Consider the following 21,368-nt stretch of genomic DNA (forward strand, 5'->3'; position numbering starts at 1 on the left):
TCTTTTATTTTTTAAGCCACATCCACACTAATACCCCTGCCATACATAAAATTGCCGGATAGACAAACCACGGATGTGGAATAGTCCAAATCATCAGTCCCGCAGCCAAACTCATACTCAACGTCGAGATGTATTTTGCTTTTTTAGGAATACGCCGATGGTCTTGCCACTCGCGAATGAGTGGACCGATATAACGATGATTTCGAAACCATTGATGAAGTTTTTCAGAGCCTCGAGCCGCAAAGAAAACCGCTAAAATTATAAAATCAACGGTAGGTAAACCTGGAATAAAAATACCCAATATGCCCAGCGCAATACACAACCAAGCCAAACCAATAAACACCCAACGCGCCCAAACAGAACGGGCAAGCTTACTGACTGGTTGAGCGGGTGCTAACGACTGCTCATGTTTTACGATCACATTTACTTGATTGAGTTTGTCCATATCGGGTATTCCCTTTATCCACTTTTTATTATTTCAATTCATCAAGCTGATCAAGCGCTTGACCAAAATATCCAAAAGCATCTAACGCCCCTTGAACGACACGGTCTTGCTGGGTTTGGTCAAAGCCTGTTTCATCAAGTGCTTGTACAAAACGTTTCCAGACTTTAGCGCGCCCTTCGGGATAGGCCGCTAAATTACGGGCAGCAAACGTTTCAGAAAAACCCAAATGCTTTTGAGCTTCTTTAAATAAAAATGCAGCCCCTAAAGTTGAACCCTCAGATACATAAATCCAGCCTAAAGCTTCGGGTAGCTGTACGTTTTCACTCTGTAACTGCTGTTCGTTAGGTTGAATATCCAAATCATTTAAATCAGCAAGTGCTTGTTTTGAGCGGCCACGAATGTCGAGGTCTGGAATCAGTCCTGCCACCCCCTCTTTTTCAAAAAGATGTTCAATTTCACGCTGAAAGTAATATTGAGACAACGTAAATTGCGCGTATTTTTCTTTACTTGAAAATACCTTTGCCTCTGACATTAATTGATGCATACGTTCATGTTCAGCAGCAGTTTCTTGTTTCAAACGTAAAGACAAGCTGTTGCTAATGATTTGGTCTGTAGATGAGTTCATCATCTTTCTCCTGCAAAATGGATATCGCTCATCGGTTAACGGCCCCGATTGAGTTTGAGTTGGACTGGAAAATCCACAACAATGGTCACGGCTCGACCGTTAATTTTGTGGGGTTTAAATCTGGATTTACGTGCAGCTTGCATGACCCGTTCATCAAGGCTTTGAATGCCCGAACTTTGACGTAATTGAATGTTGATTGGCTGCCCTTTTTCATTAATGCGAATACGAAGCTCAACCAAACGATTTTGTTGTTTTAACTCGCGGTCATCATAGTCAAGCCCGCCAAAACTCAGCACATCCACACTACTCACCTGAACAACGTCATCGTGTTCAACTTGAGTGCTCGGTGCTTTGGAATACTCTTGTTGCATTGCGGGTGTTTTGACGCCGCCACTTTTTGTTTCGCTATTGGTGTTTTGTGGCAAATGCTCAGTTTGCGTTTGTTCAAGGTCTGTCGAACTCAGTTTTTTATCGTTATGAGCCGCTCGCCTTTCTGTAGGCTGCGCTGTTTGAGACAAAGCTAAATTGTTTAAAGTCGTTTTTGGTTGTGCTTGCTGTTTGTCATTTAAATTATTTTGCAAGACCTCTTTAGAGGCAGTTTTTGACGCTAATGTTTGAACATTGGTAGGCGAGTTTTTTGGCTGATCGGGCGCATGAGATACCGAACTGTTTAATGTAGATTGAGGCGTTACACTTTTTTTAGGTTGGCTTTCGATCTTTTCAGCCGATGGCTTTTTAGCAGGCGCCAATGACACAAAACTTACTTTTAATGCATCTACTTTGGGTGTTGCTTGAAAAGTATAAGGTTCAATTAAATGACTCAGCATCCAGACAACAAACACATGCAGACCTATCACCACGATTACGGTTAAACACTTATAAAAATGCTTCGGCCCTTGTGGTAAAGGCAATATAACCATCGGCTTATGTGTAGGGAATAAAGATTTTGATTTCATGACTTATTCCCTAAAAACGATGCTCAAGCTTGAGGCTAATGTTGTGTTTATCGTAGGAATACAGCCAATCGACATTGCTTTTATTATGGTTATAGCGATAGGTTAAATTGGGTGTCATGCCATAAAACTCAAAGCGCGGCATTTGCACGACAAAGGTATAATTCTGTTCAAAATCATGACGACGAGCTAAGAAAGTTTCTGCGTATTTATCAAACTGACGCCAACGGTAAGAACTCAATAAAGTAGTGTTAAAACCAGCACTCCAAGATTTGCTTAAGCCCAACCGCACACCTTGCTGTTGGTAGGCAGCCATATATTTTTCTTGGGTCGAATGGTCGACTACGTCTAAACCACTAAAAACGGTCCACTGGTCTGGAAAAATCTTCCAGAAAGTAGCAAAAACTGAGCTTTCTACCCCATCTAGGGTTTTATATTTCTGATAATTTAAATCTTTACTCTCAGCCTCAAGCTTGAAGGCTTTATCTGCCGAGATAAAATGCATCCACTCGGCACGCGCACCCCATGCATTGTAAAGACCATCATTGCCATAACGTTTATGTTCAAATAGCGGACTCACCCCAATTTGATTTTTTAAGTCAAAGTAGCTGTAGCCTGCATTAATGTTAACGGTAGATTCATTAAATGCCGCGTGGTCGTTATAGGATTGTCCAAACGCCAGCGCACGTAAAGCCACGCCATGATGCCCCTTAATCGCATAGCGTTTAATCAGACTGGCTTCGTAATCTAAACCCATTGCCGACTCAGCTTTAGGCGTCCCACGGGTAACTTGCTCAATTGGGATAATATTACCTTTACTATCTTTGCCATAAAGCGTCCATGTTTTGCTTTGTTCAGACGAACTATTTAAATTACTGACATAGGTATAACCCGCTGAAACCGAGCCTTGCCAAGAGTCTCGTTTTTTTAGTGCTTGAACAAAGGTATTCACTGTTGTTAAAACTCCAGACGGAATTACAGCAGGATCACTTTGTTTCAGTTGGTCTTGAATGGAAATAAAAAGGCGTGCTGCTTCCTTATTCTTCTGTTGTTCAAACAGCACGCGCGCTAACTCAAGTTCACAAATTAAATTATGAGGTTGTTGTTTTAGGCTGCTTTGAAATTTTTGTTCAGCCAATTTCAGTTGCCCCTGAGAACGTGCAACTGCCCCTTCGGCAAAGTCGGTTAAAGCCCGATCATAGCCAACATATTTCTTATAATGTTCTAAATAAACCGCGGTTTTGAGCCACTGTTTTTGCATGACAGCCAAATATAACGCCTTGGCAAGATCATTCGGGTTTTGCTCAACACTGTATTCTTGTCCATTAATTTGAAGTTTAGGTAATTGCTCGCTACTACGAATGGTTCCCTGTTCGTGAAACTGTCGCTGTTCTTGTAAAAGTGTTTGGTCTAAGCTTTGATTGAGACGAAGCTGTGTGTCTTCGTCGGCATATAAAAATGGACAACTCAACAATGTTAGACAGCACAAAAGCGTTCGTTTCATAAAACAATAAACCTGAAGCAACCAAGCAAAAGCCAAAAAAACAAAAGGAACCTACGTATGTAGATTCCTTTTGCATTCATTAATTTTTAGCACCGCCAAATGCAGTGTTGTAAGACACGTTATCAAACTGGGCAATACCCGCTAAAGCCGAAGCATTTGCACCAAAGAATTGACCTTGCACCACACCAGAGTTGTCGACACCAGCCGTACCGTTAGCCGTTGCCAAACCTGCAAACGCAGCAGTACCCGGGTTAAATGCCACACCATCTAGGCTTAATGATGAAACAGCCGTACCTGTTCCAGTAAGCGTTCCTTCAAGTGTACCCGCGCCATAATTTGCCGTGAACGTACCACTTAACAGATTGCTTCCAGAACCATTAATCCCTGCAACGGTATAAGTTGCAGTACCTGCGGTTGGAACCGTGGTATTGGTGTTATCACCCGCGTAGTAAACGGTATGGCTCGCGCTTGCTGGCGTGTCGCCCGCTTTCCACCATTCACCAAAATAGACTTCCTGTGTGCCCACCTGACCAAAGTTAAAATTACCTAATGCACTGTGTGAAGGTGGCATTGCAGACACTGGAATATGCGAAATATTAAAGGTTTTGCTGCCAACCGTTACATTGGTATTACTCGTTCCCTGAGCAGCAAAAGCCTGAGCCAAACCTTTTAACGAACTAAAACCTGTAAAAGCGTTATATGGTGCACCCGCAGCTTGAACCGACACCGCTGCTACACCACCCGGATGGCTTGCATTGGCAGCAGCACCGATTTTGATGTTACTTTCATTACTCGAAATACCATCAATACCTGCATAAGCAAATGCAGTTGAACAAGCAACGAGACCCAAGAACAATTGAGAGATTTTCATTTGTTGTTACTCCATCTTTTTTAAAACTAAGTTATTGTTTAATTTAAAATAACGATTTCGCTATTTTTAGTTTATTGAGTAGGCACAGCTGCAAACCTACTCAGTTTTTTTGTAAATAATAATCATTCAATCTTATTATTTACCGTTACCTGACTCCCCTTTTATGTATGTGTAGAGGGAATCAAATTCTGTTTAAAATTTGGTGGTCCAACTGATTTTCATCGTTCGGCCTGGTGCGGCCATGGCACTACGGGTTAAAGGATCGATATAAAACTGGTTAGAAAGATTACTGCCGACAAACTCAACCGTGTTGTAGTTATCGACCTGATAACGCGCATAGGCATCAAAAATCCACGTGTCATCCCAAGCCAAAGGCACATTGAGGTAATAGCCTTTATTGACACTAGCATCATTGTTTTTACGTAATGGGCTTTCATAAGCTTTATAGAATGTGGCACGTGCACCGAGTTCTAACTTTTCATCAAAAAAGCGTGCACCAAGCAAACCGTGGAAACTGAGTTCAGGTGTAGCCATTGTCACTAAGTAGCCATTTGGGAAACCATCATCAACACAACGCTGATACGGTTCACGGAACTCAAGGCCCTGCTCGGTTTGAACCGTGCCGCCTAAAATCATTTTGTTAATGGCACTATTGGTGTCACACACTTCATTTTTTAAGTTATAGGCAACGCTCAAGTCTGTGAAAAAACCGCCATTATCAAAACGGCTTTGTAACTCTAGACCTGACAGCTTTTGCTCATCCATATTGGTAAAAATAAGGTTTTGATCACGCTCAATCACATTTTTGGTTTTGTTGTAGTAATAGGCGAGCTTAATGTCGGCATTGCGCGCTGTGCTGAACCAATCACGCATGTCATAGACATAACCCACTTCGTAGTTAAAAGCGTGTTCAGGTTTGATCGCTTGATATGGCAACATGGCAGAAAAACCGACAGTGCTTTCAAACAAACTTGGTAAGCGATATTCCTCTGCATAGCGTGCATAGATTCTGCTGTTTGGCGTGAGGTGAATTGAGGCACCTAATTGCGGTGCCCAGCCGCTATCTTTAATTTTGTCGGCAGACTCAACCGGAACTTGGTCTACCACTGACATAAAGTTCCCACCAGTTACGACGTACTTTTGGCCAGAGGCATTGAGCTGGTTTAAAGGGTTATCGGCAAGCGACAATTGCCCATTCGCATCTGCTTTCCAGCTCAGCGTATTTTTCTGTGACCAGATCATGTTATACAACGTGCTCTCTGATGCAGGCACAGTGTCGAGCTGCCCATCCCAATCAGGATTTTTTGTGGCATAGCGCTGTTTTAAAACATTGATTAAACGCTGCTGAGTCGAGGTGTAACTCTCAGGCATGGTCTGATATTCAAAGGTATATTCTTTAAGCCTACTTTTTTTGGTAAACAGCGGATTTAAACTCGGGTCAATCTCGCTCTGCAAAGACTTATTTAAAAAGTCATCAAAAGCCCAATATGAACGATAACGCATGCCCGCATCAAAACTTAACCAAGACAGCGGTCTATAATTAAAGTTAAAGTCGAACGTTTTTTCCTCACGGCGCCCTGCTCGTGGCAGTGCCTGATAGAGCGAATAACTTGGGCCAAATTCGCCATATATATCGTCGGACGTCAGCTTTTCTTTTAAGAAACTTCCACCGAGCGTCAAATCAAGCTGGTCTAATAAACGGGTTTTATTACTGACCGTAATGCCTTTACGCGTATTGTCAGAATGGCTTATCGCCGTGTTAATAATCGTGTTATCTCGAAAATCGATTGTGGTTGGCCATCCACCACGTGTGTAGGTCTGGCTTTCGGTGTCGGTTTGCCAAATGTTGGCATAAAAATCAATCCAGCGATTATTCTCAGGCTTAAACTTATATTCGAGGCTATAAGCTTTAGAGTGAATATTGCTTAAGGGCCACTGCGGAACACCCAAGTCAGGCGTAATGCCCCAAACAATTCGAGATGGCATAATTTCACCAAAAATATTTTTGGTATCTCGGTAAGTCAGTTTAAGAGTCTGGCTATCAGTTGGGCGATAGGTCCCTTTTAATAACCACGACTCCATATGACTTGAAGTGTTGGGAACTTCATCACCCGGTTGATAGGCATAGGCAAAGTAAGGAATAAAATCGAGACTACTGTCCGGTGTCGCTCGTTTATAGTAGTCCGCGCCATGTGTCCCTGAAAAATAATTGCCGCGTTCACGTACTGCATAGACAGCCAGTAAATCGAATTTATCTTGCTTGGTGGCAATTGCCAGTCGGCCCGCCAAGTCATCACCCGAAAAATCAGAGTTATCACTTCTGGTACGGTTCTTTTTATAAATATCGGGGTCATATTTCGCCCCGTTCATGTCGATCCAAGGCGTGGTGTTATCGTAGTTTTGGCCTACTTTACTCATGTCTGGCAAAGACGGATCGATTGAGTTGGTTGAGCCTTCTACTTTTAAGTCAGCACCAAAAGACTTACCCGGACGAACAATGTCATCGGCCTCTAGCGTTTTAACGACTACACCACCGCCAACAGAAGTCGTGGTATTGCGCTCTAAAGATGGGCCTTTAATGACTTCAATGCCCGCAATGAGATTGGGGTCGATATAGTTTCGGTTGTTTACCCCGTTGTAGCCACGCCACACCGCAATCGACTGTTCAGTGCCATCAATGGTTAAAGGCACACGACCAACACCCTGCACACCACGTACACTTGGGTCGAGTGCGCCACTGTTACGGGCATCGCCGCTATAGACTCCCACCATACCTTGTAAAACATCGGCTGGGTTGGTTCCTTTAAATCGCTCAACATAGTCTTTGCCCGCATAAACCGAAGAACGGTTTGCGTCATAAACTTTGTTATAGCCTTCGGTGTCACGGTCTTCTTTGCCGTACACCACAATTGGCGTGAGTCGTACCGATGCATCTTCTTCAATTACAGTACTACTTGGCGGCAGACTAGCGGCCTGAACCTTAGCGGGAGTGACGCGTGGTGTAGATTTTTTGCTGAGTGTGTAACCCTGCCCAACTTTTACAGCATTAAATTCGGTTGCTTTTAAAAGCTGCTCAAAACCTTGTTCGACTGCAAAGTTACCTTTTAAGCCTAGGCTGTGTAGTCCTTGGAGTTGCTGGGCATCCATTGCAATTGAAGTGCCTGATTGTTCGGCAAACTGATTCAGTACGTTAGCAAGACGGCCCGCAGGAATGTTATAGCTTTTGACTCCGGCTGTTTCTGCATAGGCCTGCTGCATAGGCAGCGCAACAAGCCCACCCATCGACACAGCATGTATGGCAAATGCCAGTGTTGAAAATCGAAAAATCGATCGATTCAGCTTTTGCCCCGTTCCCGCTTTTTTCATTTGCCCCGCCCCAGTAAATCGTAATAAGAATCATTCAGAACAACTGATTAAAATGATCCATATTTATTGCTTCTACTTACTATGACGAACGACTTTCAAAAAAGTGGAACCTAAAATCGAAAATAAATTTAATTTTTTATTATTTTAAAGAAACCATGACCACAAACGGTGTGATTTGCTTAATTTTCAGTTCTGGAAAAACCGTAGCCAAAAGCTTAAGTGATTCTGTGGTTTGGTCTAAAGGCAACACAGCATTGACTCGCACATGTTGCAGTGCCGCATCATTAAAAATAATTTTGCCTTTGTAGTTGCGGTCTAGCTCTTGTAGCACTTGATTCAGCGGCAGGTTTTCGACCATAAGCTGATGCTTTTGCCATTTTTGTTGTTCGTTATAAACATTCAGTGCAGGCAGTTTTTGTACGCCATTTTTGTCCATTTTAATGGCTTGACCTGCCTCGACAATAGCCTGACGAGTCGCATGCAATTGGGTGGTTTTAACTTGCGTGGCTTCTACTTTTACCTTTGAGTGCAACATGTTGAGTTCAGTTGCCGAAGGGTCATAACTGACGCTAAAAGCTGTGCCGAGTGCCTGAATTTGTCCATGACTGGTTTTGACCAAAAACGGTCTAGTTTTATCTTTGGCAACATCGACATAAATTTGACCTTGCACCAACTCAACCACTCGCTGGTTAGTTTTAAAATCAAGATTAACTGCACTTTTACCACGTAAAATTAAACGTGAACCATCTGGTAAGGTTTGCGTGGTCCACTGCCCCGATTGCCCTTGAATGTCGGCTGTGACATAGGCCACAGTGGTGTCAGTTAAATAAAATAACGCCCCACTCATGGCAACAAACACAACGGCAAAAGCTGTTCCTGCACGTAAATGTTTATAAGCTTTTCCTGAGCTTAGGCCAGCTTTAAGGGCAACTTTAGTGACTTTTTTATGTCCGCTGGTTTGGGAAAGTTTTTGAATTGAACCAAGGCACTGTTCAATATCGGCAGCCACTTGGCGGTGTTGCTCACTAGTTTTTTTCCAGACTTCAAATTTTTGCTTGGCGGTTTTTCGTGAGCTTTCATCATCCGAACTCAGTTGAACAATCCAATGCGCGGCTTCTTCAACGAGCTGGTGATGTTTGCTTTTATCCATAGCCATTTAAATGCAAGCGTCCATGTCTTGTCGGTTTTGGTAGCACTGAATTAAACAGCTCGCCAAATATTTTTGAATCATTTTGGTCGACACATTTAAACGCTCGGCAATTTCTTTATGGGTATAGCCTTCGAGATAATGCAAAATAAAAGCTTGTTGTGCTTTTTCAGAAACCCCTTCGAGTGCTTTGCAAAGCTGGTTAATTGCTTGAATAATTTGCATTTGGTCTTCGGGTGAAGCCACTGCATTAAGCATATATTCCATTTGACTCAAGCCATCTAAATAAGCTTGTTCAATGCGTTTACGGCGCACTTGGTCAATGAGTAGGTTTTTAGCAATCGAGGTTAAATAGGCACGCGGTTCCTTAATGCCGAATAGTTCATCTCGGGTTTGTAGCAGTTTAATAAATGTGTCCTGAACCAGATCTGCGGCCTGATCAGTATTACCTAATTTTTGTCTCAACCATTGGTGAAGCCAGCTTTGGTGACTTCTATATAACTGATCTACAAGCAAAGAAGTTTTGTTCACAGCAATTGGACTCAAAACAAGGAACTTACAAATGATAATAATTATCATTTAAACAAGTCAAGCAATAATTCAAGTAAAACTTAAATCACTGTTTAATAAATTGAATTAATTGCCCACTCGCTTTGCTACAATTTTCTTAAAGCAAATCAGCCAAATTCCTAATTTCTTCCATCACTGCCTTACACGCAGGGGTTAAATAGCCATGTTTAGAAATAGACAAAGAAATATAACGCTTGAGCGCAGGGTTAATAATTTTTGCAGCTTGAATTGAGGTGTATTGGCTGGCCTTCTTTAGCGCTTGTGGCCCCAGCATGGTGTACATGCGAGACTCGGAAACCAAATGGGTTTGTAAACTAATCGAGTCGGCTTCAAACACAATATTCAGCTCTACCCCATTTTCATAAGCCATGTGGTCTAAAAAATTGCGCCAGTTACTTGGCCTGCAAAACGTGACCAGCGGTAACTGACTTACCTCTTTAAACTCGACTTCATTGGCCTGAGTGAGCGCGTCTCCTTCACAACCCACCAAATAAGTATCGGCTTCGGTAAGATAAACATCACCCTGTTTAGGCGTTGGGTTAAAGCGATAAAGTATGGCTAAATCGACGCTGCCATCTTCGAGCCATTTTTCTAAATGTACCCCTTGCCCTTCACGCACCGACAGTTTAATTAAGGGATATTTTTCTTGAAGCACTTTATAGAGGGTCGATAACAAGGGATGTGCAGTAGATGGCAAACTGGCAATGCGAACCGTCCCAATTGGGGTATCGGTCGAGTGCAAAATTTCATTATTGAGTTGATCGGTTACGTTTAGCCATGAACGAATTTTAGGAAGTAAATGCTGACCTAAATCGGTGAGTTCGACGCCACGTCCAGTTCGGTTAAATAAACGACCACCACATTGGGCTTCGAGCTCGTTCATTTGCCGACTAATTTGCGGTTGGTTGGTGTTATGTAGCATCGCGACTTTGCTTAAGCTACCGAGTTCTACCGCATCTAAAAATATTTTCCATAATTCATAATTCATCGATTCTTCCTAAATCGTAAATAGGCAGTATTTTGAGCTATACATTTTCAGTATAACTGAAATTCAAGAATTGGTAATTCCTACATAGCTCACCTATTTCTATACTCCAATCATGTTCTCTACAACACGATTTAAGTCAGATTAAGAACCAGAGAATATTTAATTACACTGTATAGGAAGTACGATTATGAGTTTAGATTTACGTGGATTAACCCCAGCACCTGTAACTCCTTTTACCCGTGACGGACAAGTAGACCATAATGCAATTCAACGTTTAGGTTCATGGTTAGGCAGCATTGATGGTGTGAAAGGCTTGGTTGTTCTTGGGCATGCAGGTGAAGGAACATTCTTGTCACAAAAAGAACAAATGCAGGTCATCGAAAGCTTTGTTAAATCAGTAGATGACAAAATTCCGGTAATCGCAGGGATTACGCTCGAAGGTACTTCGGTTGCAGCAGAAGAAGCAAAACGTGCAGTCAGCGCAGGTGCTTCGGCAGGTTTGATTTATCCTTCACACGGCTGGTTGCGTTTTGGCTATCAAAAAGGCGCACCGCAAGACCGCTATAAAGCGATTTATGAAGAAAGTGGTTTGCCATCTATTTTATTCCAATATCCAGATGCAACGAAGGCCACTTACGACCTAGAAACTCTACTGGATATTTCTGCACAGCCAGGCGTGTTTGCCATGAAAAATGGTGTGCGTAACATGCGCCGCTGGGATGTCGAAATTCCGATTATTCGCCGTGAACGCCCAGACTTACAGGTGTTGACCTGCCACGATGAATATTTGCTTCACACCATGTTTGATGTAGACGGTGCTTTAGTTGGCTACGGCAACATTGCTCCTGAACTATTAATTGAAATGATTAAAGCAGGTAAGGCCAAAGATTACACCAAAGCACGTGCGATTCACGACCAATTATTACCAGTGACTCGCAATGTTTATCACCGCGGTTCACACATGGAAGGCACAGTCGCGCTTAAACATGCATTGGTTGCTCGAGGCATTTTGGACCATGCCACTGTGCGTTCGCCTCTTCTTCCACTGGCAGAGGGTGCGGAGCAAGAAATTCATGATGCGATGCGTCAAGCTGGAATTGGCAAGGTCGATTTAACCCAAGCCGTTGCTTAAATTCTATTCGGGCTAGCATGTACGCTAGCCTTTTTTTCCTGTACGCTGCCTGAGGCCAAACATCGGGCATGTCTCTTAAAAACAATAATAAAAAGCATGCAAACTGTGGTGAACAGGTAGTGCGAAATAGAACAAAAAAACTACGAGGAATGTAGTAATAAGGAGATAGAAGATGACAAATCTAGCGGATGTAGAACAAATTAGTCATCATCAAAAAAATGCGGAAATTATTGCAAGACTTGAAAGGCTACCAGTCACTGGTCGATTGCAATTCATGCGTATTACCATTGGTATAGCGACCTTTTTTGACGCTTATACTGTTCTAGCAATTGCCTTTGCTTTACCCCAACTCATTACCGAATGGCACCTAACGCCTGCCTATGTCGGTGCGATCATTGCCGCGGGCTATGTTGGGCAACTGGTTGGTGCGATCTTTTTTGGTTCTCTTGCCGAAAAAGTCGGTCGTTTAAAAGTACTGTCTTTTACCATTTTACTGTTTGTAGCAATGGACATTTCCTGTCTGTTTGCGTGGAGCGGAATGTCACTGTTAATTTTCCGTTTCTTACAAGGTGTTGGAACAGGTGGCGAAGTGCCTGTTGCGAGTGCCTATATTAACGAGTTTATTGGTGCAGAAAAGCGCGGTAAGTTTTTCTTGCTCTATGAAGTTTTATTCCCACTCGGCCTTATGTTTGCAGGCATGGCGGCATTTTTCCTCATGCCAATTTACGGCTGGAAAGTCATGTTTATTGTAGGCCTAATTCCATCTTTACTGGTCATTCCTTTACGGTTTTTCTTGCCTGAGTCACCACGTTGGCTTGCTTCCAAAGGCCGCTTTAAAGAAGCAGATAAAGTCGTCAAAAGCTTTGAAGATGGTGCCATCAAAAGCGGTAAAACTTTGACTGAACCTGTGGTTAAAGAAATTAACCCGCAAGGCATGGCAAAAACCGACTGGCGCGAGCTGTTCCGTGGCATCTACCGCAAACGGACCTTTACCCTGTGGGGCATGTGGTTTTGCGTGTATATGGTGAATAATGCCATGGTGACTTGGCTGCCATCTCTCTACAAACAACACTTTGGTCTGTCCCTTCAAACCAGTTTAGGTTATGGCTGGATTACTTCGGGTGTGGGTGTGATTGCCTCTATTATCTGTGCATTAATGATTGATAAAGTCGGCCGCCGCCCTTGGTACAGTGCAGCGTTTTTCTTGGCGATTATTCCACTCATGAGCCTCTCGGTTTTAGGCGCAAAATCGGCGATGGAAGTTGTGATTTTTGCAACGATTAGCTATGCCATTTTGCAGACCATTTCATTCTCTTTATATCTTTACGCTGCCGAACTTTACCCTACTCGCCTACGTGCCATGGGCATTGGTTTTAGTACCGCTTGGTTACGTGCTGGCTCTGCGATTGGGCCTGTTATGGTGGGCCTCGTGGTTGGTGGTTACGGCATTCAATATGTGTTTAGTGTGCTAGCCGTCGTGGCGCTGATTGGTGGCCTTGTAACCTTCTTATTTGCGATTGAAACCAAAGGCCAAGTGCTCGAAAAACTCTCTCCTTAATTCATCCATTTCATAAAAAGCTTGCCTAACCTCAGCGTTAGGCAAAGGGCTTATTCATGCTTAAAAAAGGAATTTAAAATGAATAAATATTTGCTATGGGGCTGTATTGGTCTAGGCAGTGTGAGCAATGCGTATGCAGAGCTTCCTCAAGAATTTGGCAAGTTAGAATTAAAGCTTAACACCCGTTACTGGAACGATGAAGGTACTGCTCACCCTACGCTTGCCAACCCTTCGCCTTCGTCGAGTGAATATGAACAAAGCGCTGTAGGGCTTGAGTTAAATTATCAGTCACCGTACATGTGGGACTGGCTTGGGGTAGATAGCTCACTCTATGCAGTTACCAAGTTATTTGACTCTGGCAAGCCGAGCGCTCAGCTTTTAGAGGTCGAAAATAACGGCAAGCTCGACCAAAACTTTGCGACTTTAGGCCAGCTCTACATCAAAGCGAAACTTGGTGATAAAGGCGAAATTAAATTAGGCCGTCAGTTGCAAGATTCACTGTTACTTAAAAGCACCAATAACCGCGCGGTGCCCGACACATTTTCGGGTGCGAGTGGGCAGTTTCAACTAAATGATCAGCTACAGACTTACATTGCTTACTATGACCGCTGGAAACCGCGCAGCATGGACTCTTTTGAAAAACTGGTGACTGAAAATGACGAGCATATTGATTATGTCGGTTTGCTGGGTGCCAAGTATCAGTACAAAAACTGGAGCGTAAATGCCGAATATTTAAATAGCAAAGATTATTTAAAAAAGTACGGAGCGATTGCTCAATATAAATTGCCGATGCATGGCCTTATGTGGACATTTAACACGGGTGCTTTTTTCTCGCGTGATGATGGCAAGTTATTTAAATGTGGTGCCGAAACCGAGCTGGACTGTGTCAAAGGCCAAGACATTAACAACCGTGGCAATGGTTATTTTGTCGATGTAAATGTGGCTAAGAATAATATTGAAGGCGGCATTGCCGTTTCAAAGTTTGATGGTTTTTGGATTGAAGATAACTTTGCTGTGCACTCCGACCGTAACTCGGTTTTGACGCAAGACCACGGCACCAACCCGTTTCCGACTTCTGCGACCATTGGCCCCGACTTTACCAATAACGATGAAACCGCCATTGCCCTGCGCCTGAAATATAACTGGAAAGACTACGTGAAAGGTTTAAAAACCGAAGCGAAGTATATTTATGGCTTTGGCGCTCACCAAAGTAACATTAGTAGTGATATTGAGGGTAAAGAGCGTTACTTTGACTTTACGGTGAGTTATACCTTGCCGTGGGTGAAAAACTTAGATGTGCGTTATTCATTTTTGCATTATGAGTCAAAGTTTGAAAATGCAAACCTAGGTGAAAAAATAAATGGCATGTCTCGAAAAGATTGGGACCAGCACCGTGTATTTATTAATTACCGTTATACATTTTAATAGTCCGCTAAGGGCTTAGAGCATCAATATTTACCTAAACTGATTTATAAAACCCGAAAATATCAGACTTTTTTGAAAACTATGCTCTCAATAAAGCGCAAAAGTGCCAGTCATAAAGTTTTAAACACCGTTATGTTGACACTTTTACGCTTCGGTTTAGTTATTTATCATCAAATCATTTAAGTATTTAAATTAGCTTCTAAATAACTTCTTAGAGCCACAGACATGTCTGGCTCTTGTAAAAATTGCTCTCTCAAGTCTTGGACAAGCTGCGGACTCAATTCATTTAAATCTTTGGCTTCACTATATTGCTCATACGCTTTTTGTAGCGCGATATTCTTTGACCGATAAAGTAATTGGTGTGCTTCAACCTCATACATTTCCTCGCGTCCCGATTGTGGAGGAGCTAAGCCAAACAGTAAACGCCAGAAAGGAAAAGAGACTTTATCTGGGCCTATTTTTTCAAATTTTGGATCGGTTACTTTTGCAACAATTTGATTGATATCCATACCGAGCATGGCATTTACATCTAGAGTACCCACGCCTATTTGTTTTAAATCAAGATTTTTATTTGCGACACTACCAAACAAAGCAAAACGACAAGCTTCTACTTTTTGCCATCCTTCTAGTGCAGCAAGCGCAGCTTTATTTTTTTGGAGCCAAAGAGCACATGCAGCAGCAATTTGAGGCGTACTTGCAGACGTACCGCCTCCATCTAAAGCCCAACCCGTAGCACTTCCCAACTTCATCCAAGGGACATTTGGTGTTGAGGCGGCAACTGCTTTTTTCATGACCGCATCAGGCCCCCAAGAACCTTGCATAACACCTGCATCATTAGTGATATATGGTTTGTTGTCATAGGTCACTCCTGTCGCCGTAATCACACGCCAAAATGCAGAAGGATAAACCGTAAAATGTGTTGCGATATCCATGACTACAGCATTAAAGCTGTCGCCCGATGCAGCAACCAGAACAATACCTTGGTCATATAATTGGTTTGTGACATCGGCCCAACTTGCTGTTGGTAGCCCCCCATGGCTTAATGTAACGACATCACATGGTGGGCAGTATTTACCGTTTGCAGTATTGTAAGTACCCAAAGCATGCTTTAGACCTTGAGCAAGATTAGAGCTATAGATATGTGCAACCGAACCACCTACTCCCCCAATACGAATGGGCACAACAGATGCTTCTGGCGCACCACCAATATAACCACTATACGTTAAAGACGGATTATCCTTAATATTCAAGGTTATTTTATTACCAGCCAATATTGCTAATGTTGCAGTTCCATGGCCTGCATTTAAATGCTTGCCCGGATCTACCGTATTATCATTATTGTCATAATAGTTCCAGCCTTGTTCGGGCAACAGATGTAATGGTTTTGTTTGATGTTGATCTGAATAGCCTGTGTCAACATGGGCAATCCGTATTCCCTGTCCCAAATAACCTACTGCCCAAGCTTTATCAAAGTTATCTCTTTTAATATACCAATCTAAGCTACTTAAATTAGACATGGCGGGTGGATAGTGAGTATTTAATGGTTCTACAGGATAATTCTCTGTCGATTTTTCATCTACAGAGAATGATTTTCTTTGAGTATCATCATTTTCTGTAATACTTATGAAATGTTCTAAATCTGGCTCAATATAGACCTGATCTGACTGTTTACCCGCTAACTTAGCATCTTGATATTGTTGATATATTTGATGAGCTTTATCCCATGGGTTAATTGCAATTATTTGTGTAGGTGAATGCAAAAGCCAAGTGCTTTTTTTTGTAAAATCTAATGCGCCCTTAAGCATGGTATTGTTCGCTTCATCTGGGAACAGAGGCTCTGTAACCCCTGTTAAACCAGTCAAACCATCGGTAGATTGCTTTAAATTTTCGGTGAAAATTGAATAACTAAACTGAACATTTTTAATTTCTTCGAAATGCTCGTTAGGTACACGAATTAATAGTTTTCCGTTACTAGAAATAGTCATAGCTATCTCCCCATATTTTAATTATTGTTAAGATTATATTTAGATAATTTTAATAATTTAATTTTAAAAACTATCTTCGTTCAATTCTAAATTACAAAACAAAATATCACAATATATAATTTATTAAGTTTTTTTATAATAATTTAAACCATTTTAATTACCAAAATAAAAACAAATTAATTAAATCAATTATTATTTTTTAATAATTAAAATTTTTATAATATTTTATTTAAATTGAATTGACCTGTTAAAAACTTATGATTATTATGGTCCCGCTGGCCTACATTGCCAGTCGGTTTTAGCAGACCGTAGATCCATGGCGGGTTATAGTTCCACTATAAGTCGTTAGACCCTTGCGTCCCTTTTCTTTGCGGTAGGACGGGAGGGGGACGCGCTCGCGCGTGCTGGTTCCTTGGATCCCAGTCTGCTAACCCCCTTTCGTTCTACCACCATAATCAATTGACGGTGATCTTTGGTGGTAGAGCTCCATACATTCTAGGAGTTGACCATGACCTTTTTTATATTAATCCCCTATCCTCTCTCGTAATTTTATTTATTTAAAATTTAGGCTTTCTCTCACCTAAAATATTTTAAATTTATAAATGATTTTATTTTAAAATTTTAATCATTTTATTTTCCTGTATTACAGGCGGGTTAACTATACCCTTTCTAAATGATTTTAATACTTTAAATATATGCGGCTTATTTTTTATTAATAACTTAGTGAAAATTATCACGAGAATAATATGAAACTTTATAAACCTATTTTGGCTTTAAGCCTTTTAATAGGCGATTACGGTGTTTCTGGTTGCGACATTCACACTCAGCAGGATTTTGAAGAAATTTGCCTGTCTGGTGGGCACACCCAAGCCAGTTGCGACTGTATTTACCAACGGCTTGAACAAGTGTATTCGCATAAGCTTATGCAACGTCTAGAACATGTCAGTTTGCAAAGTCCTGCTCTCCCACAGGACTTTGCCCCTACTTTTTCTAGTGTAATACGGCGGTGCGATAAAGAAGACATGGGCTAAGCGTTTGGCTTAGCTCCCTTATCTCTGTGTCGCAATGGTAGATTACTTTAAATCAGCGCAAAAAATTAAAGTTCTGTTGTGGCACGGGGGCCTTGGGGGAAGCTAGCTGATTAATAGTGAATAATATAACCTTACTTATCGATCTTCTGAGTCCACTCTACAGTAATATATTCATTCGGAATTACTATCTTCTTCTCAATAGCCACAATGCTATAAGAAACTAAACTATTTTTTTAACAAGAGATAATATTTTAAAGGTACAACAGTTATAGCTAATTATGTGAACTTCATGTTAAATTAAATCTGACTTTATATTTAACATTTATAACTATGATAGATCACATTGAATTAAAAGTAACTAATTTAGATTTAGCTTATAATTTTTATACCCATCTCTTAGAGAGTATAGGATATGAGTGTTTAAAAAAACGAAAAGATAATAATGAAAATATAATTGCTTATGGTTTTGGAATGAATAATAGAGTTTATTTCTGGATAGCGAGTAGTTCAGAATACGGTGTCCGTAGTAAAATACATCTTGCTTTTTCAGCCAGATCAAAAGATGAGGTCATTTCTTTTCATAAAATGGGCTTAGAACTTGGTGCCAAAGATAATGGAAAACCAGGATACCGTTTAAACTATAGTCCTAATTATTATGCATCTTTTCTCATTGATATGGATGGCAACAATATTGAAGCAGTTTTAAGAGAATGATTAACTCAGGTTTGTAAAATTCTTAATAAAAATAAATAACAATATCGAACCAATAATCGTCACAATATTATTACTTTTAATCTGCAACAAGATAAATATAAATACGAATGAAATAATAGCTGGTAAAAAGTTTTTCTGTATTTCAGTTATAAAAAAATATACAGCCATGGGTATAAAAACACATATTGGTAAAACTTGCTCAATATTATCCAGTGTTTCACTATTTAGTCTATTTTTTACAAATGCAGGTGCTATTCTAACAATAACACTTATAGAAAATAATATTACAACACCAATTAATAGTTTTGTGTTCATTTAAATTTCCTAAAAATAATATAATTAGTTAGAATTGCTGGTATCCAAAAAAACCTTTCTCCAAAAATAAAGAAAGATAAAGTAGTTACCAAAAATAGAACAAATATGACTTTAATATTCTTTTTCGTAGTTTTAAGTTTTATATTAATAAAGCTTAAAGTAAATAAAATTGCAGAAATAGGAAACGATACATTCAAATAACTTAATATATAGTCAGGTATATATGATGATAATATTTGACCAGCTAGAGTAGATATTACCCATGTAAAGAAAATATATAATCGGATTTTGAGATGATCATGATATGTATCTGTGTATCTCTCAGTAGCGAAGGATTCATCAGAAAGTATATGACCATAGACTATTTTCGAACTCAGTTTAATATCTTTTGGAGTGCTTATTAATGTCATTGGAATATATCTAACATTCATACTTAATATAAGTAAAAAAGCTGTTAAATATCCAATATCTACAAAGTTATTCTGATAAAAACTTAAGAGAGCAAATTGCCCACTCCCCGAAAATCCGAAAATACTTAATAATAGAACCTCATAATGATCAAGATTCTGTTGGCCAGCGAGAATACCAAATAATAAACCGATAGGTGTTAATGCTAAGCAAACCGGTATAGTTCTGCTTAGCAATGATGTATTAGTTATCATTCTATACAAGGACATCCAATTGATTTATTTCGTGCTATTTTTTTCCCTTCTTTTCCAATCAGGTATTCATTCTTATTGTTTTTAACTACAGTATTTGGACAAATTATATCTAAATGATATTGTGTGTATGGTGTTAAACCTAAACCAAAATGTATAGCACCATCAGTATTACCAAAGGTTTCATTCATAGCTTGGTTTCCATCGAGTATTTTATTGTGTGTATTTACACCAAACCCAATTTCCCAAAGAATTCTATATCTGGAATCTACATTAAACATACTATTTAACATATTTAAAGCATTCGGACATTTGCCAGTTGGATCACTGAGAGCAGTGATAACACCATTTTCAACAGTAGCAATAATTGGGTTATGTTTAATTTCTATAAGTTGATCAAATATTCTTTTTTGATCTTCTCGCAAGAAGCTAACAGTTCCATTATGTAAAATAGGAACCCCTTGTAACGCAATTGTTCCGTTAAAATCTAAACGTAAAGTTTCATCAAAATCTTGAATTCTCAAAGGTAAAACACTAATTTCCCCAGCAGGAGCTAATTGTTGTTCCCCATAACCTAAATGACCAGCCTGTTCACTCCATAGATAGCTTTCATCTAAATGATTAAATGTTGCTAATGTATTGTTCACTGGATCTACAAAGTTTAAAAAATCTGAATCTTCACCAATACCAAAGAATCTATCAGCAAATTCTTGCTGGCTATCTGGATCAGTATTTTCAATTATTTCCATAAAATGTTTTATGGCATTTATATCGGTTGGAGTTGAATTGCATGCCATAGCAATCAACTTTCTTTTGTTTCCGATATGTTTTTGATCAGGTGATTGAAAAAAAACATCAGGGGAAATAACTAATACATGAGAATTCTCAGGTATTACATTTTCCAATAAATTTTCAAATTTATCATTAGGTTTATATAAAATAATCTTACTTTCAATATAGTTAGAATCATCAGTAATTTTAATTTTATCTTCCAAAGATTCATTAGTTACTATACAAAAATAATCATTATTTGGGTTGTTAAAAGTTTTAATAAAATTTGGACGAATACTAATAACTTCCATGACCATATTCCTTTAAATTATTATTTTTCATTAATTTAAAAATAGTATGGCTATGGATATAGACATACTATTTTTATCGAGGATACTGAATTAACCTAACAAAGTTCCTAGATATTCAGCATTTTTTTTACGATTTTTCATGATGAAATTTCCTTTTTTAAAATTAATAGTTTTTGTTTCGGTTACTAAATCAACCTAACAAAGTGCCTAGATATTCAGCATTTTTCTTACGATTTTTCATGATGGTACTTCCTTTTTTAAGATTGATAGTTTTTTGTTTCGGTTACTAAATTAACCTAGCAAAGTGCCTAGGTATTCAGCATTTTTTTTACGATTTTTCATGATGATACTTCCTTTTATAAATAGTTAAATACAGATATACAGACAAATCTGTATAGTTTTTATATCCTTTAAAATTCTTGTTTTCAAGCAAAGAAATATAATGTTACATATTAATATATATAATTATGTTTTATATTTAAATAAATCATTGTTCTAGCAGGTTTTAATTATTTTTTAAATTAAAGAGTATGTCTGAAAAATAGTGAATAAATACTTTAGATATTTTTAATAATAATCAAGAACATAAACTTATTCAAAAAATCATGTTTTATGCCAATAAATTTAATATATACAGAGATTTATTAAGAAATAATTTAAATAAAAATTAATGATTAATAATCGATAATTAAAATAAATTTAAATAGTTAGTTCATTCCAAATTTTTCATTTTTGCATAACGCCAAAGCCATAATCATAGGACCAAGTAAGTACTTCAGCTCTAACAATCATTTTCTCAACTCACTCAAACATATACGTTTCTTGATAATTACGTTCACGTAAAGGCGTTAAATTATAAATATTCTCTGTCATGATACTTGCGTCTACATCCGACCGAGAAAATAACTGCTCTCCCACAGGACTTTGCCCCTACTTTTTTTAGTGTGATGCGGCGGTGCGATAAAAACGACATGGGATAAGCGTTTGGCTTAGCTCCC

Annotated in this window: 18 protein-coding genes and 1 pseudogene; 6 read left to right on the forward strand and 13 right to left on the reverse strand. The window is 39.5% G+C overall.

Annotated elements, in window-relative coordinates:
* Positions 1–4 precede the first annotated feature (4 nt).
* From ODQ17_RS06020 to ODQ17_RS06060, 9 genes are all read right to left on the reverse strand, one after another.
* The gene (locus ODQ17_RS06020; RefSeq protein WP_191000588.1) at positions 5–445 is read right to left on the reverse strand and encodes a YbaN family protein; all 441 of its coding nucleotides are present in this window, start codon (positions 443–445) and stop codon (positions 5–7) included.
* 28 nt (positions 446–473) lie between these two features.
* Positions 474–1,073, reverse strand: coding sequence for a biliverdin-producing heme oxygenase (locus ODQ17_RS06025; protein WP_322902391.1), 600 nt, complete (start codon positions 1,071–1,073; stop codon positions 474–476).
* A gap of 32 nt (positions 1,074–1,105) precedes the next feature.
* Positions 1,106–2,026, reverse strand: a complete 921-nt coding sequence (locus tag ODQ17_RS06030) for an energy transducer TonB (RefSeq protein WP_322902393.1) — start codon at positions 2,024–2,026, stop codon at positions 1,106–1,108.
* A 10-nt stretch (positions 2,027–2,036) separates the two neighbouring features.
* Positions 2,037–3,527, reverse strand: coding sequence for a porin family protein (locus tag ODQ17_RS06035; protein ID WP_322902395.1), 1,491 nt, complete (start codon positions 3,525–3,527; stop codon positions 2,037–2,039).
* Between the two features lie 79 nt (positions 3,528–3,606).
* Complete coding sequence (locus ODQ17_RS06040; protein ID WP_002041986.1) at positions 3,607–4,398, reverse strand: Slam-dependent surface lipoprotein; 792 nt, start codon at positions 4,396–4,398, stop codon at positions 3,607–3,609.
* A 192-nt stretch (positions 4,399–4,590) separates the two neighbouring features.
* Entirely contained in the window at positions 4,591–7,764 is a 3,174-nt protein-coding gene (locus tag ODQ17_RS06045; RefSeq protein WP_322902397.1) for a TonB-dependent receptor domain-containing protein, read from the reverse strand.
* A gap of 139 nt (positions 7,765–7,903) precedes the next feature.
* A complete protein-coding gene (locus ODQ17_RS06050; protein ID WP_322902399.1) occupies positions 7,904–8,920 on the reverse strand; it encodes a FecR family protein in 1,017 nt (338 codons plus the stop codon).
* Positions 8,921–9,442, reverse strand: coding sequence for a sigma-70 family RNA polymerase sigma factor (locus tag ODQ17_RS06055; RefSeq protein WP_322902401.1), 522 nt, complete (start codon positions 9,440–9,442; stop codon positions 8,921–8,923).
* A gap of 136 nt (positions 9,443–9,578) precedes the next feature.
* Complete coding sequence (locus ODQ17_RS06060) at positions 9,579–10,469, reverse strand: LysR family transcriptional regulator (protein WP_032028089.1); 891 nt, start codon at positions 10,467–10,469, stop codon at positions 9,579–9,581.
* 187 nt (positions 10,470–10,656) lie between these two features.
* On the opposite strand from ODQ17_RS06060, the gene ODQ17_RS06065 reads away from it, so the two are divergent.
* The 3 genes from ODQ17_RS06065 to ODQ17_RS06075 all read left to right on the forward strand — a co-directional run bounded on the left by ODQ17_RS06065 (position 10,657) and on the right by ODQ17_RS06075 (position 14,584).
* Complete coding sequence (locus ODQ17_RS06065; RefSeq protein WP_322902403.1) at positions 10,657–11,601, forward strand: dihydrodipicolinate synthase family protein; 945 nt, start codon at positions 10,657–10,659, stop codon at positions 11,599–11,601.
* 172 nt (positions 11,602–11,773) lie between these two features.
* Positions 11,774–13,159 (forward strand): MFS transporter, encoded by a 1,386-nt coding sequence (locus ODQ17_RS06070; RefSeq protein ID WP_322902405.1) that lies wholly within the window; start codon positions 11,774–11,776, stop codon positions 13,157–13,159.
* 78 nt (positions 13,160–13,237) lie between these two features.
* Positions 13,238–14,584 carry an OprD family outer membrane porin gene (locus ODQ17_RS06075; RefSeq protein ID WP_322902407.1) on the forward strand — a complete coding sequence of 449 codons (1,347 nt, stop codon included), beginning with the start codon at positions 13,238–13,240 and terminating at the stop codon, positions 14,582–14,584.
* 179 nt (positions 14,585–14,763) lie between these two features.
* Here the strand turns inward: ODQ17_RS06075 and ODQ17_RS06080 are convergent, their stop codons facing one another.
* Positions 14,764–16,569 carry a S8 family peptidase gene (locus tag ODQ17_RS06080; protein ID WP_322902409.1) on the reverse strand — a complete coding sequence of 602 codons (1,806 nt, stop codon included), beginning with the start codon at positions 16,567–16,569 and terminating at the stop codon, positions 14,764–14,766.
* Between the two features lie 746 nt (positions 16,570–17,315).
* On the opposite strand from ODQ17_RS06080, the gene ODQ17_RS06085 reads away from it, so the two are divergent.
* Together ODQ17_RS06085 and ODQ17_RS06090 are read left to right on the forward strand one after the other, a co-directional pair.
* Positions 17,316–17,600 (forward strand): hypothetical protein, encoded by a 285-nt coding sequence (locus ODQ17_RS06085; protein ID WP_322902411.1) that lies wholly within the window; start codon positions 17,316–17,318, stop codon positions 17,598–17,600.
* Positions 17,601–17,930: 330 nt separating this feature from the next.
* On the forward strand, positions 17,931–18,314 hold the full coding sequence (locus tag ODQ17_RS06090; protein ID WP_322902413.1) for a VOC family protein: 384 nt from the start codon (positions 17,931–17,933) through the stop codon (positions 18,312–18,314).
* Here the strand turns inward: ODQ17_RS06090 and ODQ17_RS06095 are convergent, their stop codons facing one another.
* From ODQ17_RS06095 to ODQ17_RS06105, 3 genes are read right to left on the reverse strand one after another with little or no spacing between them, the layout of a single operon-like run.
* Positions 18,315–18,629, reverse strand: a complete 315-nt coding sequence (locus ODQ17_RS06095; RefSeq protein WP_322902415.1) for an AzlD domain-containing protein — start codon at positions 18,627–18,629, stop codon at positions 18,315–18,317.
* The gene (locus ODQ17_RS06100; RefSeq protein WP_322902417.1) at positions 18,626–19,306 is read right to left on the reverse strand and encodes an AzlC family ABC transporter permease; all 681 of its coding nucleotides are present in this window, start codon (positions 19,304–19,306) and stop codon (positions 18,626–18,628) included. Before ODQ17_RS06100 ends, ODQ17_RS06095 begins: the two co-directional genes overlap by 4 nt.
* Complete coding sequence (locus tag ODQ17_RS06105) at positions 19,288–20,370, reverse strand: hypothetical protein (protein ID WP_322902419.1); 1,083 nt, start codon at positions 20,368–20,370, stop codon at positions 19,288–19,290. The genes ODQ17_RS06100 and ODQ17_RS06105 overlap by 19 nt, the downstream gene beginning before the upstream one ends.
* Positions 20,371–21,275: 905 nt before the next feature.
* Here ODQ17_RS06105 and ODQ17_RS06110 point away from each other — a divergent pair.
* Positions 21,276–21,350, forward strand: a pseudogene (locus ODQ17_RS06110) (hypothetical protein); the annotation flags it as partial.
* Positions 21,351–21,368 lie beyond the last annotated feature (18 nt).

Origin of the sequence: Acinetobacter sp. IRS14 (assembly GCF_034650275.1) — a bacterium.
Classification (GTDB): Bacteria; Pseudomonadota; Gammaproteobacteria; order Pseudomonadales; family Moraxellaceae; genus Acinetobacter; species Acinetobacter oleivorans.